We start from the raw sequence: 14,410 nt of genomic DNA on the forward strand, positions 1-14,410 counted from the left end.
CCCCTCCGAGGCGTGGGCCGTGAAGGCCTCCTTCACAGCGTTGAGCGCTGTGAAGGAGGCCTTCACGGAACGTCGGATGATCATGACCGCCGAGGGTTACGTCTGGGGTTTGCCGCCGGCGTAGCGGGCGATGATCAGGGCGATCAGGATGATGGCGCCGTAGATGGCCTTCATCCACTCCGGCGGCACGTGCGCCACCTGCAGCAGGCTCGTCACCGACTGCAGGAGCAGGACGCCGGTGAGCGCGCCGACCAGGGAGCCCTTGCCGCCGTCGAGCGAGATCCCGCCGATGACCGCGGCCGCGAACACCTGCAGGATCATGCCGTTGCCCTGGTCCGCGCCCAGCGCGCCGACGTAGCCGGTGTAGGCGAGCCCGCCGATCGCGGCGAGGACCCCGGCGACGACGAACACCAGCCACGAGATCCGGTCCACCCGGATACCGGCCGCGCGCGCCGCCTCGCGGTTGCCGCCGATCGCGTACAGCGCCCGGCCGACGCGGTGATACCGCAGCACGGCGCCGGCGACGAGGAAGAGCACCGCGGCCAGCCACACCGACATCGGCAGCCCGGCGAACGTCGTGGTCGCCAGCGCGGTGAACGGGTCGAGCTGGTCGAACAGCGTCTTGCCCTTGGTGGCACCGATCTGCACGCCGCGCAGCACGGTGAGCATCGCGAGCGTCACGATGAAGGCGTTGAGCTTCAGCTTGACGATCAGGAACCCGTTGACCGCGCCGATCACCGCGCCCACCACCAGGATCAGCAGCAACCCGACGAAGGCGGGCAGGTCGGTCCCGAACCCCGCCGACGCCGCCGGGATGACCACCATGACGCCGATCGCGGGCGCGATGCCCATGGTGGATTCCAGCGAGAGGTCGAACTTCCCGGTGATGAGCACGAGCGATTCGCCCAGCACCACCAGGGAAAGCGCCGCCGACGCGGACAGGATGCCGACGATGCTGTCGAAGGTCAGGAACGTGTCGCTGATCAGCCCGCCGATGACGAACACGACCACGAGCACCGGCAACAGCGCGAGTTCCCGCAGCCACACGGCTTTCCGGCGCCTCGCCGGTGCTACGAGGGCCGCCGTCTGAGGATCGGTCTGGAGATTAGTCACCGAGCTGGACTCCTTCGATGTCGGCCACGAGGTCACCGTCGGACCAGCCGGCCTGGTGTTCGGCGACCACCCGCCCCGCACGCAGGACCAGCACGCGGTCGCTCAGGCGCAGATCGTCCAGCTCGTCGCTGACGATCAACACCGCCTTGCCCTCGGCGCGCACCCGGTCGACGACCGCGAGCAGCGCCTCCTTCGATTTCACGTCGACACCCGCGGTCGGGTTGATCAGCACGACCACGCGTGGATCGCTCGCCAGCGCGCGGGCGAGCACCACCTTCTGCTGATTACCGCCGGAAAGGTCCGACACCGGCTGTTCGGCACCGGCCGCCACGATGTCGTAGTCGGCCAGTGCCTGCGACGCCTTCGCGTGCCGCGTGCGCGGCGACGCGATCCCGCCGGGGCCGATGCGGTCCAAAATAGACAGTGTCGCGTTGTCGGCGATGGAGTGTTCCAGCACCAACCCTTCGTGGTGCCGGTCCCTCGGCACACAGCCGATCCCGGCCCGCAGCGCAGCGGGGATGTCGCCTGGCCGCAACCGCTCTCCGTCCACAGTGATCGTTCCGGAAGTCGGGGAACGCAGCCCGTACACGGTTTCCGCGACCTGGTGCTTGCCGCTGGCGTTGCTGCCCGCCAGTCCGATGACCTCGCCGCGGTGGAGCCGGAAGGACACGTCCTGGAAGCTGTCCCCGGAGAGCCCCTCGACGGCCAGTACCTCCGCCGCGTCCTCCGCGAGGGGGTCCCGCGAAGCCGCGTCGCGCACGGCGAGGCCACCTTTCTCGCCGGTCATCGCGTCGACCAACTCGGCCCGGCCCACCTCGGCGACCGGCGCGGTGAGCACGTGCCGCGCGTCGCGCAGCACGGTGACCGCCTGGCACACCTCGTACACCTCGTGCAGGTGATGCGAGATGAACAGGAACGTCACCCCGTTCTCCTGCATCTGGCGCATCCGCCCGAAGAGCCGCTCGATCGCCTGACTGTCCAGCTGCGCCGTCGGCTCGTCGAGCACGATGAACCGGGCGCCGTAGGACAGCGCACGAGCGATCTCGACGAACTGCCGGTCCTCCACCGACAGCTCGCCCGCCGGCGTGTCGACGTCGACCGCGACACCCCACGAGTCCAGCAGTTCCCGCGCCTGGCGCCGCAACCGCGACCAGCCGATCGCGAGCCTGCCGCCGGACTGCCGGTTGAGGAACAGGTTCTCCGCGACGGTGAGCTGCGGGATCACCATGGCGTGCTGGTACACGCACGCCACCCGCTGCTTCCAGTCGTCCTGTTTGGACAGCGAAGGGGCGGGCTCACCACCGAAGTACACCGCCCCGGTATCCGTTTTGGACAGTCCGGTGAGGATGGACACCAGCGTCGACTTCCCCGCGCCGTTACGCCCGACGAGCGCGTGCGACTCACCAGGGTTGACGGTGAGACTGACGTCGGCCAGCGCCACGGTCGGGCCGTAGCGCTTGCCGACGCCTTGCGCGCTCACCACCGGGACGGTAGGCATGGCACTCACAAGTTGTTACCCCACAAGGCTTTGTCGTCCACATTGTCCTTCGTGACGACCGGGGCGGGCAGCTGGTCCTCGAGAATGCCGGGGCTGACCTCGACGATGGTGCTGTTGTGATCGGTCGGGCCGGGCTTGAACTTCTCCCCCGCCATCGCCTTTTTCAGCCAGTACATGCCGTACTTCGCGTAGTCGTCGGCGGGCTGGGACACCGTGGCGTCCAGCTCGCCCGCCCTGATCGCGGCCAGCTCCTGCGGGATGCCGTCGTTGCTCACCAGCACCACGTGCTTCGGGTCGCCCACCGGGAAGAACATGTTCTTGCGCTTGAGGGCGGCCTCGGTCGGCGCGAGGTAGACGCCGCCCGCCTGCATGTACACCGCCTTGATGTCCGGGTTCGCGGTGAGCAGGCTGTCCAGGCCCGCGGAGGCCTTGTCGGCCTTCCACTCCGCCGGGATCTCCAGCACCTGCACGTCCGGGTACTTGGTCTTCATGCAGGTCCGGAACGCCTCGGACCGGTCACGGCCGTTGACCGAGGCGAGATCGCCCATGACCTGCACGACCTTGCCGGACTTGACCTTCGCGCCGATCGCGTCGCACGCCTTGGTGCCGTAGGCCTTGTTGTCCGCGCGCACCACCATCGCGACCTTGCCGCCCTCCGGGGCGACGTCGACCGCGACCACCGGCACGCCCTTGTTCTCGGCCTGCTTGAGCCCGGCGACCACGGCCGCGGAGTCCAGCGGCGTCACGACCAGGCCCTTGATGCCCTGGTTGAGCAGCGTCCCGATGTCGGTGATGAGCTTCGCCGGGTCGCTGTCGGCGTTGACCGTGGGCAGCGCGTCGAGCCCGGACTGCTGGGCCATCTTGGGGACGTAGTTGTTGTAGGCCTGCCAGAACGGCGACGTCAGCAGCGGCAGCGTCGCGCCGACCTTGCCGCCCTGCGCGGAGCCGCCCGTGCCGGCCGGTTTGTCCTTTGTGGACCCACAGGCCGCCAGGACCAGGCCGAGCGCGGTGGCCGCCGCGGCCACCTGGATCACCCTCGTACGCACCGCATCCTCCTTGATGACAGCGGAAACCAAGTCTTCAGTTGTTAGCAGGCCCGCGCGGGCGCAGGCCGTACATCCCGCCGTCCACGGCCAGCGCCGTACCGGTGGTCGAAGCGGCGGCCGGGCTCGCCAGGTACACGATCGCGTTCGCCACCTCGTCCGCGGTGACGAGCCTGCCCATCGGCTGCCGCGCGGCGAGCGCGGTCCGTTCCGCCTCGGGATCGGCGGCGGCATCGAGCAGTCTGCCCACCCACGGGGTGTCCGCGGTACCCGGACAGACACAGTTGACCCGGATCTTGTCCGGTAGATGGTCGGTCGCCATCGCCAGGGTCAGCGACAGCACCGCGCCCTTGCTCGCCGAGTACAGCGCGCGCTGCGGCAGCCCGGCCCACGCCGCGATGGAGCACGTGTTGACGATCGCGGCCGACGGCGAACGGCGCAGCTGCGGCAGCGCGGCCCGGCTCAGCCGGACCATGCCGACGACGTTGACGTCGAGCACGCGGTGCCATTCGTCGTCACTGTTGCCGGTGACGTCGCCCTGTGCCCCGATGCCCGCGTTGTTGACCAGGATGTCGAGGCGGCCGAACCGCTCCACGACGGCGTCGATCGCGGACGTCACCTCGGCGTCGGACGAGACGTCGCAGCGGAAGCCTGCCAAAGGCTCCAGGACGTTGTCGGGCTTGAGGTCCAGCACGGCCACCTGCGCACCGCGCGAGACGAGCTGCCGGGCGGCGGCGAGGCCGATCCCCGACGCGCCACCGGTGACCACGGCGACCAGGCCCTCGAATTCACTCACTGAACGTCCTCCGTCCATTCAGGACCGTCGGGGAACCGGAAGCGGCGCAGCGTCGCGTCGTGCATGCGCGCCGAGAACCCGGGCGCGGCCGGGGCGAGGTAGCGGCCGTCGCGCACGACCGCCGGATCGGTGAAGTGCTCGTGCAGATGATCGACCCATTCGATGCTGCGGTCGACGTCACTGCCGGACACCGCCACGTAGTCGAACAGCGAAAGGTGCCGCACCAGCTCGCACAGCCCGACCCCGCCGGCGTGCGGGCACACCGGGACGCCGAACTTGGCCGCCAGCAACAGGATCGCGAGGTTCTCGTTCACCCCGCCGACGCGCGCGGCGTCCAGCTGCAGCACCGAGATCGCGCCTGACTGCAACAGCTGCTTGAACACGACGCGGTTCTGGACGTGCTCGCCGGTGGCCACCCGGATCGGGGCAAGCGCTTTCGCGATCGCGGCGTGCCCGAGGACGTCGTCGGGCGACGTCGGCTCCTCGATCCAGTACGGATCGTACGGCGCCAGCGCCTTCATCCAGCCGATCGCGGTCGCGACGTCCCAGCGCTGGTTCGCGTCGACCGCGATCCGCACGTCCGGGCCGACCGTCTCGCGGGCCAGCTTCATCCGGCGGACGTCGTCCTCGACGCTGCCGCCGACCTTGAGCTTGATCATGTCGAACCCGTCGGCGACGGCCTGGCCCGCGAGCCGGACGAGCTTCGCGTCGGAGTAGCCCAGCCAGCCGGGCGATGTGCTGTACGCGCGGTAGCCCCGCTCCTTCACCTGAGCGATCCGCTCGGCGCGGCCCGGTTCGGCCGCGCGCAGGATTTCGAGGGCCTCCTGCTCGGTCAGCGCGTCCGAGAGGTACCGGAAGTCCACAAGGGACACCAGCTCCTCCGGCGTCATCCGCGCCGCGAACTCCCACACGGGCAGGTCGGCGCGCCGCGCGGCCATGTCCCAAGCGGCGTTCACGATCGCGCCGATGGCCATGTGCGCGACGCCCTTTTCCGGCCCCAGCCACCGGAACTGCGAGTCCCCGACCAGCCGCCGCGACAACTCGCCGAGCGCGGCGGCGTCGGTCGGCACGTCCCGGCCGACGACGTGCGGCGCGAGCGCGCGGATCGCAGCGGCCTGCACATCGTTGCCGCGGCCGATGGTGAAGGCCAGCCCGTAGCCGTCCGGGCCGCCGTCGGCGTGCAGCACGACGTAGGCGGCCGAATAGTCCGGATCCGGGTTCATGGCGTCCGACCCGTCCAGCTCCCGCGAGGTCGGGAACCGGATGTCGAGCACCTCCATGTCGACGATCTTCGCCATGTCAGGCCTGCCTCACCGTCTGCCGCTGGCGGCCGAGCCCGTCGATCTCGAGCTCCACGACGTCACCCTCGCGCAGATACGGCTTGGGCTCAGGCTGCCCGAACGCCACGCCCTCCGGGGTACCGGTGTTGATCAGGTCGCCGGGCCGCAGCACCATGAACTGGCTCAGGTAGTGCACGATCTCGGCGACCGTGAAGACCATGTCCCCGGTCGAGGAGTCCTGCCACTTCCTGCCGTTGACCCACAGGCGCATCCCGAGGTCCTGCGGGTCCGCGATCCCGGCGGCCGGGACCAGCGCCGGGCCGAGCGGATTGAAGTTCTCGCAGGACTTGCCCTTGTCCCACTGGCCGCCCCGGTTCATCTGGAACTCGCGCTCGGAGACGTCGTTCGACACGACATAACCGGCGACGTGGTCCAACGCCTCGTCGACGCTGTCGAGGTAGCGCGCGGTCTTGCCGATGACGACGCCGAGTTCGACCTCCCAGTCGGTGGCGGTGGACTTCCGGGGGATCAGCACGTCGTCGTGCGGGCCGACGACGACGTCGGAGGCCTTCATGAACACGACCGGTTCGGCGGGGATGGGCGCACCGGTCTCCTCGGCGTGCCGCCGGTAGTTGAGGCCGATGCAGACGACCTTGCCGGGCGTGGCGACGGGCGCGCCGAGCCGCGCGCTCGCGGCGCCGGGCCCGGCCTGCGGGAGACTGCCTTCCTTCAGCGCCGTGGCGACCCGGGCGATGCCGTCCGCGGCGAGGAACCCGCCGTCGATGTCGGCGGTCAGGCCGCTCAGCTCGTAGAGCACACCATCCCCGGCCCGCACGAACGGACGCTCACTTCCCGGTTCTCCGAGACGCACCAGCTGCACGGACGTTCCCTTCCGACTCCCGCCGCCGCACCGGTCACCCCGGCCGCGACGACCCACCCGTCAAGCAGACATCCGATGTATATCGCAGAGCCACCCCCTCAATCCAGAGTCCTGGCCGAATTGTCCGGAAAATTGATCGGATCTCCTTCGGGATCACCCCTCGGCCAACCGGGTGTTACGGGTCACAGCAGGAATAGCACGCGGGAGGACGCCCGTTCCGTTTGGAGGGAAACGATCTCCGGGGAGACTGAGTGAGCACCACAGCGACGCGGGCGGCCGCGCCGGGCACGGGCATCGCCGGGGCGGCCCGGCTGAAGTTCGCGCTGATCCTGGGCGGGCTTTCGGCGTTCGGCCCGCTGTCCATCGACATGTACCTGCCCGCGCTGCCCGCGATGGCGGGCGATCTGCGCGCGGCGGACACGACGGTGCAGCTGACGCTGACGGCGTTCATCGTCGGCCTGGCGATCGGCCAGCTCGTGCTCGGCCCGCTGTCGGACATGCTGGGCCGCCGCCGTCCGCTCATCGCCGGGCTCGTGCTCTACGTGCTGGGTTCGGTCCTGTGCGCGCTCAGCCCGAACGCGGAACTGCTGATCACCGCGCGGGGCGTCCAGGCGATCGGCGCCGCAGCGGGCATCGTGATCGCCCGCGCGACCGTGCGCGACCTGTTCTCCGGCATCGCGATGACGAAGTTCTTCTCGGTGCTCATGCTCGTCAACGGACTGGCGCCGATCCTGGCCCCGATCATCGGTGGTCAGCTGCTGAACTGGACGTCGTGGCACGGCGTGTTCGTCACCCTGGCGGTGTTCGGCGCGCTGCTGCTGATCGTCGTCGTCCTCGCGCTTCCCGAACCGCTGCCCGTCGAACTGCGCTCGTCCGCGCGCTTCGGCGAGGTCCTGCGCTCGTACGCCGCGTTGCTGGCCGACCGGGTGTTCGTCGGGTACGCGCTCGCTTCGGGACTCATGTTCGGCGGATTGTTCGCCTATATCTCCGGTTCTTCGTTCGCGCTGCAGGAGGTGTACGGGCTGAGCCCGCAGGCGTTCAGCCTGGTGTTCGGGCTCAACGGCGTCGGCATCGTGCTCGCCGGGCAGCTCAACGGACGGCTCGTCGGCCGGTTCACCGAGCGCTCGCTGCTCACCGCGGGGCTGATCGCGTTCGCGGTGGGCGGGGCCGGTGTGCTGGCCGCCGCCGCGGGCGGGCTGGGCCTGATCGCGCTGCTGGTCCCGCTGTTCGTGATGATCGCCAGCATCGGGCTGGTGGCGCCGAACTCCAGCTCGCTCGCGCTGGCCGAGCACGCGCGCTCGGCGGGCGCCGCGTCGGCCTTGCTGGGCGTCGTGCAGTTCGTGGTCGGCGGGTTCGCCACTCCCCTGGTCGGGCTCGGCGGCAAGGGGAGCGCGACACCGATGGCTCTGGTGATGGCAGGGTTCGCGGTCCTCGCGTTGCTGGCCTATGTGGGGCTGACGCGTCAGGCCAGCCCGGCGAGGTCGTCCGACTTCAGCTGATCGGGCGTGACAGTGGCGCGGGCGCGGACGAGCGCGTCCAGCGCGTCGCCGTCGTCCCAGGCGTTGACGTTCATCGCGGCCGCGACCCGGCCTTCGCGCAGCCAGAAGGCGATGAACTCCCGGGCCGCCAGATCGCCCCGCACCACCAGTTCGTCCGTGACGGGATCGGCGAGACCGCGGTATTCGCAGCCCAGATCGTATTGATCCGTGAAGAAATACGGGGAGTCGAGGTAGGGCTCGTTCTCGCCGAGCAGGTTCCCCGCGACGTGCGCGCCCTGCCCCTTCGCGTTCGCCCAGTGCTCGACGCGGATGCGGTGCCCGTAGCGCGGGTGGAAGTGCGCCGCGATGTCGCCGACGGCGTAGACGTCCGGCGCGGCGGTCCGCAGCCCGGCGTCGACGGCGACCCCGCCGTCGTCGGCGATCTCCAGCCCGGCGGCGTGCGCGAGCTCGACCCGCGGCGCGACGCCGACCGCGATCAGCACGACGTCCGCGCCGACCTCGTCGCCGTTCGACAACCGGACGCCCGTGACGCCGTCCGGGCCGCCGGTGATCTCGGCGATGCCCTCGCCGAGCCGCCAGCGCACGCCGTGCTCGGTGTGCAGATCGCGGAACACCCCGGCGACCTCGGCGCCGAGCACACCGCCCAGCGGCGCGGTGATCTTGTCGACGACGGTCACCTCGGCGTCGTGCGCGCGGGCGGCCGCCGCGGCCTCCGTCCCGATCCAGCCCGCGCCGATCACGACCACGCGCTGGGCCTTGTCGAACGCCGACCGCAGCGCGAGCGAGTCGTCGATGGTCCGCAGCGTGTGCACGCCGGGAAGATCGGCACCGGGGATGGGCAGCGTCCGCGGCTGGGATCCGGTCGCCAGGACAAGCCGGTCGTAGCGGTGCTCCCCGCCCGCGTCGTCGAGCACCAGCCGCGCACCCAGTTCGATCCGGGTCGCGGTGACGCCGCGGGTGAACCGGATGTCCTTTTCGGCGTAGAAATCCTCACCGTGGACCCAGTCGGGCTCGTCGGTGCTGCCGAGCAGCACTCCCTTGGACAACGGCGGCAGCTCGTACGGGCGATGCTGCTCGGCGCCGATCAGCAGCACGTCACCCTCGTACCCGCGCTCGCGCAGCGCGCCCGCGGCGGAGGCACCCGCCAGGCCGGCACCGATGACGACGATCCTGCGCGGTTCGGACATCTCGTTCTCCCCAAAAAGTTCGGGCCATCCTGCCGCCCGAACGCTACTCCCTGGCCGCGCCACCGGAAACCGGGCGAAATCCGGGGCACGCGGGCGCGCGCGACGGAAACGCGCTGGTCAGAGATTGACCGGATAGCGCCGGTAACCCGTCAGTAGGAAAATCGGGTGAACCGGCGTCACGGGCCCCGGCGGCAGGAGTCCCAGCCTCGCACGAAGCACGACCACTGAGTGAATCGGAGGGCGAGGACCGTGGCAGCGAGGGACGAATGGTCGATCAGCTGCCGGGATCTGGCCGGCAGGCGCAGGGACGTGACGGTGTTCGTGAGCAGCGACAAGGTGGTGCTCGTCGCCCCGCCTGGCGAAGCCGCCGTGCTCGGGCCGCTGGACGTCGGACGGCTACGGGCCGCGCTGCGCGACGCCGTGGTAGCGGTCGCGCAGCATCCCGCCAACAGGTGACAACTACCGTTCCTACTTACGAGTAGGTACAGTCTCCCCTGAGCAAAGGGGACGACGATGACCACCTACTTCGTGACGGGTGCGACGGGCTTCATCGGGAAGCGCCTGGTCGCCCGCCTGCTGCGGCGGCAGGAAACCACCGCCGTCCACGTACTCGTGCGTGAGACCTCCCGCGACCGGCTGGCGGCGCTCTCCCGTGACTGGGCGGGCGCCGACCGGCTCATCCCGGTCACCGGCGATCTCACCGAACCCGGGCTCGGCGTCGACGCGGCGCGGTTCGCGGGTGTCGACCACGTGGTCCACCTCGGCGCGATCTACGACCTCACGGCCGGCGACGAGACCAACCGCGCCGCCAATGTCGAGGGCACCCGGAACCTGCTCGCCTTCGCGGCCGCCGCGAAGGCCGGGATGGTGCACCACGTCTCGTCCATCGCGGTTGCGGGTGACCACGCGGGCAAGTTCACCGAAGAGGACTTCGACCTCGGCCAGCACTTCGGTTCTCCGTACCACGCCACGAAGTTCGAGGCCGAGAAACTGGTACGCAGCCAGCACGAGGTGCCGTTCCGGGTGTACCGCCCCTCGGCGGTGGTCGGCGATTCGCGGACCGGCGAGATGGACAAGATCGACGGGCCGTACTACTTCCTCCCCGCGATCTCCCGGCTGGCCGCGCTGCCCGGCAGGCTGCCGCTGGCCGCGCCCGACCTCGGCGCGACGAACCTGGTGCCGGTGGACTACGTCGTCGCGGCGATGGAGTACCTCATGCACCGCGACGCGCCCTCCGGCGCCACCTACCACCTCGCGTCACCCCGGCCACAGCCGCTGCACGAGGTCTACAACGCCTTCTCCCGCGCGGCGGGTGGACCGCGGATCGGCGCCGTGCTCCCGGCGCGACCGTCCACTGTGGTCCGCTCGGCGGGGAGCCGCCTCGCGCGCATCGCCGCGGCCGGGGTCGACCGGATCCCCGGCGGGCGCGCCACGCGCGCGGCCGTACTGGACGAACTGGGCATCCCGCTGGCGGTCCTGCCGCATCTGAGCATGGACGTCGAGTTCGACACCGCGCGGACCACCGCGGCGTTGTTCGGCAGCGGCGTCGAACTGCCCGAACTCCGTGACTACGCGCATCCGCTCTACCGCTACTGGCGCGAGCACCTCGACCCCGACCGTGCCCGGCACGGTGGCGGGCTGGCCGGCCGGGTCGTGCTGATCACCGGCGCGTCGTCCGGCATCGGCCGCGCGTCCGCGCTGAAGGTGGCCAAGCGGGGCGCGAAGGTGCTGCTGGTCGCGCGGCGGGCCGACGAACTGGAAGAGGTCCGCGCCGAGATCGCCGCCGCCGGTGGCCAGGCCGCGGCGTACTCGTGCGACCTGACCGACGGCGACGCCGTGGACGCGCTCGTCAAGGCCGTGCTCGCCGACCACGGCGCGGTCGACATGCTGGTCAACAACGCGGGCCGGTCGATCCGGCGTTCGGTGCGCCTGTCGACCGAGCGGGTGCACGACTTCGAGCGCACGATGGCGATCAACTACTTCGGCCCGGTGCGGCTCACCCTCGGCCTGCTGCCGTCGATGGTGGAACGCCGCTTCGGCCACGTCGTCAACGTCACCACCCAGGGCCTGCAGACCGACACTCCGCGCTTCGCGGCGTATCTGGCGTCGAAGGCGGCGCTGGAGGAGTTCGGCAAGGTCACCGGGCGGGAGACGCTGTCCGACGGCGTCACGTTCAGCTCGGTGCGGATGCCGTTGGTGCGCACGCCGATGATCACGCCGTCGTCGTACCGCGGGATCCCGTCGAGCAGCCCGGAACGCGCGGCCGCGCTGGTGGTCAAGGCCCTGGAGGAGCGTCCGGAGATCCTGAGCCTCCCGGAAGGCCGCGCCGCCGAACTCGCGACGCTGACCGCCCCGCGGCTGGCCCGTTTCGCCGCTCACCTGGCCTATCGCGCGATGCCCGAGTCCGCGCCCGAGGCCCGCGGCCTGCCGCGTCAGTCGGCCCCGGCCTCGGTCGCCGCCGCCCTGACCCGCCTCCTCTGGCGCCGCCGCGCCTAGTCCTCCAGTGCGGGCATCGGGGCGCCGCCGGGGTTCCAGTTCTCGAGGAATCCCGGCTGGACGGAGGCATCGACGAGTTCGATCCGGGCTCCGATGCTGTCCACGCGGTGGTAGGCGAAGGGACGGCCGTACGGACAGGCGTCGAACTCCGCCGGGAACCCCGCCTCGGCCAGCCTGGCCGAAGCGTCCTCAATGGACCGGGTCCACCAGCCGAGATGGTCGAACCGCGCGACGCCGCCACAGTCCCACGGGCTGCCCGGCGGTCCCTCGATCAGCTCCAGATGCGGCGGGCCTTCGGAGAAAACGATCCGGTAGTCCCATTCGCCGAGCCTGCCGTCGCGGATCGGCCGCCACGACGTCCCGGTGGCAATGGTGAAGTCCCCCATGGCTTTCCCGAGGTCGGGCACGACGAAACAGGCGTGGTAGAAACCGCTCACCGGGCCACCCTAGGCGGTGACCGGGCGGTCACCATCGGCGAATGCGACCCACGGAACACCACGGGCGCGGGCCGCTAGGTTAGCCTAACCTCTGTGGAACAGACCGTGAACACGATCGCCGAGCCCGCGCGGACCACGCCGTCCGGTGAGACGCGGCTGCACGCCGAAGCGCTCACCCTCGCCTACGACGGCCGGACCGTGGCCGAGGACCTCGGGGTCGTCATCCCCGACCAGTCCTTCACCGTCATCGTCGGGCCCAACGCGTGCGGGAAGACGACGCTGCTGCGGGCGCTTTCGCGGATGCTCAAGCCCCGCAAGGGCTCGGTGTTCCTCGACGGCCAGGTGATCGGCTCGTACCCGGCGAAGGAGGTCGCGCGCCGGCTGGGCCTGCTGCCGCAGAGCTCGATCGCGCCGGACGGCATCACGGTCGCCGATCTCGTCGCGCGCGGCCGGTATCCGCACCAGAAGCTGCTGCGCCAGTGGTCCCGCGAGGACGCCGCGGTGGTGGCCGAGTCGATGCGCTCCACGGGCGTCGACGATCTCGCCGAGCGGCTGGTCGACGAGCTGTCCGGCGGGCAGCGTCAGCGCGTCTGGATGGCGATGGCACTGGCACAGCAGACCGATCTGCTCCTGCTCGACGAGCCCACGACGTATCTCGACATCGCGCACCAGATGGACATTTTGGACCTCTGCGCGCAGCTGCACGCCGAACAAGGCCGGACGCTGGTGGCCGTGCTGCACGACCTCAACCACGCCGCGCGCTACGCCACGCACATGATCGCGATGCGGGACGGGAAGGTGCTCGCCACCGGCACCCCCGACGAGGTGGTCACGGCGGCGAACGTCGAGAAGATCTTCGAGCTGCCCTGCACCGTCATGCCGTGCCCGGAGACCGGCACCCCGCTGGTGATCCCGAAGGCGAACCGCGCGGGCTAGATTGACCCGTGGAGGTGTCATGACCCAGGAACTCTGGTCCACAGTAGACGGATATCTCGCGGACGCGATGATCCCCGCCGACCCGGTACTCGACGCCGCGCTCGCGGATTCGCGGGCGGCAGGCCTGCCGTCCATCGCGGTCGCGCCCAACCAGGGCAAGCTGCTCAATCTGCTGGCCCGCGGTGTCGGCGCCCGCTCGATACTGGAGATCGGGACCCTCGGCGGCTACAGCACCATCTGGCTCGCCCGCGCGCTGCCGGACGGCGGCAAGCTCGTCACCTGCGAATACGAGCGGAAGCACGCCGACGTCGCCCGCGCCAACCTCACGCGCGCCGGTTTCGGCGAGGACGTCGTCGAGATCCGCGTCGGCGCGGCGCTGGACACGCTGCCCCGGCTGACCGGCCCGTTCGACTTCATCTTCATCGACGCCGACAAGGCCAACCTCGCCGGCTACCTCAGCGAGTCGGTCCGGCTGTCCCGGCCGGGCACGATGATCGTCGTCGACAACGTCGTCCGCCGGGGTGCGGTGGCGGATCCCGGCGCCACCGACCCGGCTGTGGTCGGAGTACGGGCGATGAACGAACTCATCGCCCGCGAACCCCGTCTCGACGCGACGACGCTGCAGACCGTGGGTGCGAAAGGCTACGACGGCCTGACCGTGGCCCTGGTCGTCTGAGCAGGATCGCCCGCTCTCGCCGAGTTCCCCGCGCACGCGGGGCTGATCCCATCGAAGGCGGGCTGGTCGACTGGGCGTTGCTGTGCTCCCCGCGGACGCGGGGATGGTCCCGGCAGGCTGAGGATCGCGCTGCCTCACCAGCCGTCGTCCCCGCGCGAGCGGGGCTGTTCCGGACGCCGTGCGGTACTTCTCCAGCACCGTGACCATCGTCCCCGTGCGAGCGGGGTTGGTCCCGTCGCCCCCGTCCGTGGCCCACAGGATCCGCTATGGTCCCCGCGCGAGCGGGGATGTTCCGGGCCGGTAGCGCCGGAGAATCCAGCACTGTCCATAAAGGACTCCATGCCGGTCGCATTGCCCGATTGGGTGCTCGATGTCGGCATCTTCAAGTCCGTGGGGGCCTCCTTGAGGGACTCTGGGTCCCTTGAGGAGGCCCCCACGGACCACCGGGCTGCCGGGATGTCCCGAACGCGCCGTTCGGGGCGGTGTGGGGCCCCCGCGCGGCGGTGGGGGCCCCCCCCCCCCGCCCCGCCCCGGCCCGCGCCCGCCGGGGTGGTTGTCACAAAGACCCG

The 14,410-nt window shown here is 70.6% G+C and carries 13 protein-coding genes; 5 read left to right on the plus strand and 8 right to left on the minus strand.

The genetic code is table 11. The annotated features are described in order from the left end of the window. Positions 1-96: 96 nt before the first annotated feature. From ACFWX1_RS46270 to ACFWX1_RS46295, 6 genes are read right to left on the minus strand one after another with little or no spacing between them, the layout of a single operon-like run. Complete coding sequence (locus tag ACFWX1_RS46270) at positions 97-1,113, minus strand: ABC transporter permease (RefSeq protein ID WP_378396307.1); 1,017 nt, start codon at positions 1,111-1,113, stop codon at positions 97-99. Continuing rightward, positions 1,106-2,611 (minus strand): sugar ABC transporter ATP-binding protein, encoded by a 1,506-nt coding sequence (locus ACFWX1_RS46275; RefSeq protein WP_378396318.1) that lies wholly within the window; start codon positions 2,609-2,611, stop codon positions 1,106-1,108. The genes ACFWX1_RS46270 and ACFWX1_RS46275 overlap by 8 nt, the downstream gene beginning before the upstream one ends. 5 nt (positions 2,612-2,616) lie before the next feature. Further along, positions 2,617-3,657, minus strand: a complete 1,041-nt coding sequence (locus ACFWX1_RS46280) for a sugar ABC transporter substrate-binding protein (RefSeq protein WP_378396308.1) — start codon at positions 3,655-3,657, stop codon at positions 2,617-2,619. 34 nt (positions 3,658-3,691) lie between these two features. Then, positions 3,692-4,450, minus strand: coding sequence for an SDR family NAD(P)-dependent oxidoreductase (locus ACFWX1_RS46285; protein ID WP_378396309.1), 759 nt, complete (start codon positions 4,448-4,450; stop codon positions 3,692-3,694). Then, positions 4,447-5,748, minus strand: coding sequence for an enolase C-terminal domain-like protein (locus tag ACFWX1_RS46290; RefSeq protein ID WP_378396310.1), 1,302 nt, complete (start codon positions 5,746-5,748; stop codon positions 4,447-4,449). Before ACFWX1_RS46290 ends, ACFWX1_RS46285 begins: the two co-directional genes overlap by 4 nt. A gap of 1 nt (position 5,749) precedes the next feature. Next, a complete protein-coding gene (locus ACFWX1_RS46295) occupies positions 5,750-6,610 on the minus strand; it encodes a fumarylacetoacetate hydrolase family protein (protein ID WP_378396311.1) in 861 nt (286 codons plus the stop codon). A 251-nt stretch (positions 6,611-6,861) separates the two neighbouring features. On the opposite strand from ACFWX1_RS46295, the gene ACFWX1_RS46300 reads away from it, so the two are divergent. After that, positions 6,862-8,109: a multidrug effflux MFS transporter gene (locus ACFWX1_RS46300; protein WP_378396312.1), complete on the plus strand. Its 1,248-nt coding sequence runs from the start codon at positions 6,862-6,864 to the stop codon at positions 8,107-8,109. On the opposite strand, the gene ACFWX1_RS46305 is transcribed toward ACFWX1_RS46300, so the two are convergent. Continuing rightward, the gene (locus ACFWX1_RS46305) at positions 8,073-9,296 is read right to left on the minus strand and encodes an NAD(P)/FAD-dependent oxidoreductase (RefSeq protein WP_378396313.1); all 1,224 of its coding nucleotides are present in this window, start codon (positions 9,294-9,296) and stop codon (positions 8,073-8,075) included. The two genes, ACFWX1_RS46300 and ACFWX1_RS46305, sit on opposite strands and share 37 nt — an antisense overlap. Positions 9,297-9,545: 249 nt before the next feature. Here ACFWX1_RS46305 and ACFWX1_RS46310 point away from each other — a divergent pair, with 249 nt between their 5' ends. Both ACFWX1_RS46310 and ACFWX1_RS46315 read left to right on the plus strand, forming a co-directional pair. Next, positions 9,546-9,752, plus strand: a complete 207-nt coding sequence (locus tag ACFWX1_RS46310; protein WP_378329073.1) for a hypothetical protein — start codon at positions 9,546-9,548, stop codon at positions 9,750-9,752. Between the two features lie 57 nt (positions 9,753-9,809). Then, the gene (locus tag ACFWX1_RS46315; RefSeq protein WP_378396314.1) at positions 9,810-11,792 is read left to right on the plus strand and encodes an SDR family oxidoreductase; all 1,983 of its coding nucleotides are present in this window, start codon (positions 9,810-9,812) and stop codon (positions 11,790-11,792) included. Here the strand turns inward: ACFWX1_RS46315 and ACFWX1_RS46320 are convergent. After that, positions 11,789-12,229 (minus strand): VOC family protein, encoded by a 441-nt coding sequence (locus ACFWX1_RS46320; protein WP_378396315.1) that lies wholly within the window; start codon positions 12,227-12,229, stop codon positions 11,789-11,791. The two genes, ACFWX1_RS46315 and ACFWX1_RS46320, sit on opposite strands and share 4 nt — an antisense overlap. A gap of 93 nt (positions 12,230-12,322) precedes the next feature. Here ACFWX1_RS46320 and ACFWX1_RS46325 point away from each other — a divergent pair, with 93 nt between their 5' ends. Further along, positions 12,323-13,165 (plus strand): ABC transporter ATP-binding protein, encoded by an 843-nt coding sequence (locus tag ACFWX1_RS46325; RefSeq protein ID WP_378396316.1) that lies wholly within the window; start codon positions 12,323-12,325, stop codon positions 13,163-13,165. Between the two features lie 19 nt (positions 13,166-13,184). Further along, positions 13,185-13,841 carry an O-methyltransferase gene (locus ACFWX1_RS46330; RefSeq protein ID WP_378396317.1) on the plus strand — a complete coding sequence of 219 codons (657 nt, stop codon included), beginning with the start codon at positions 13,185-13,187 and terminating at the stop codon, positions 13,839-13,841. The last annotated feature ends 569 nt before the right edge of the window (positions 13,842-14,410 follow it).

Origin of the sequence: Amycolatopsis sp. NPDC059021, assembly GCF_042739895.1 — a bacterium.
Taxonomy (GTDB): Bacteria; Actinomycetota; Actinomycetes; order Mycobacteriales; family Pseudonocardiaceae; genus Amycolatopsis.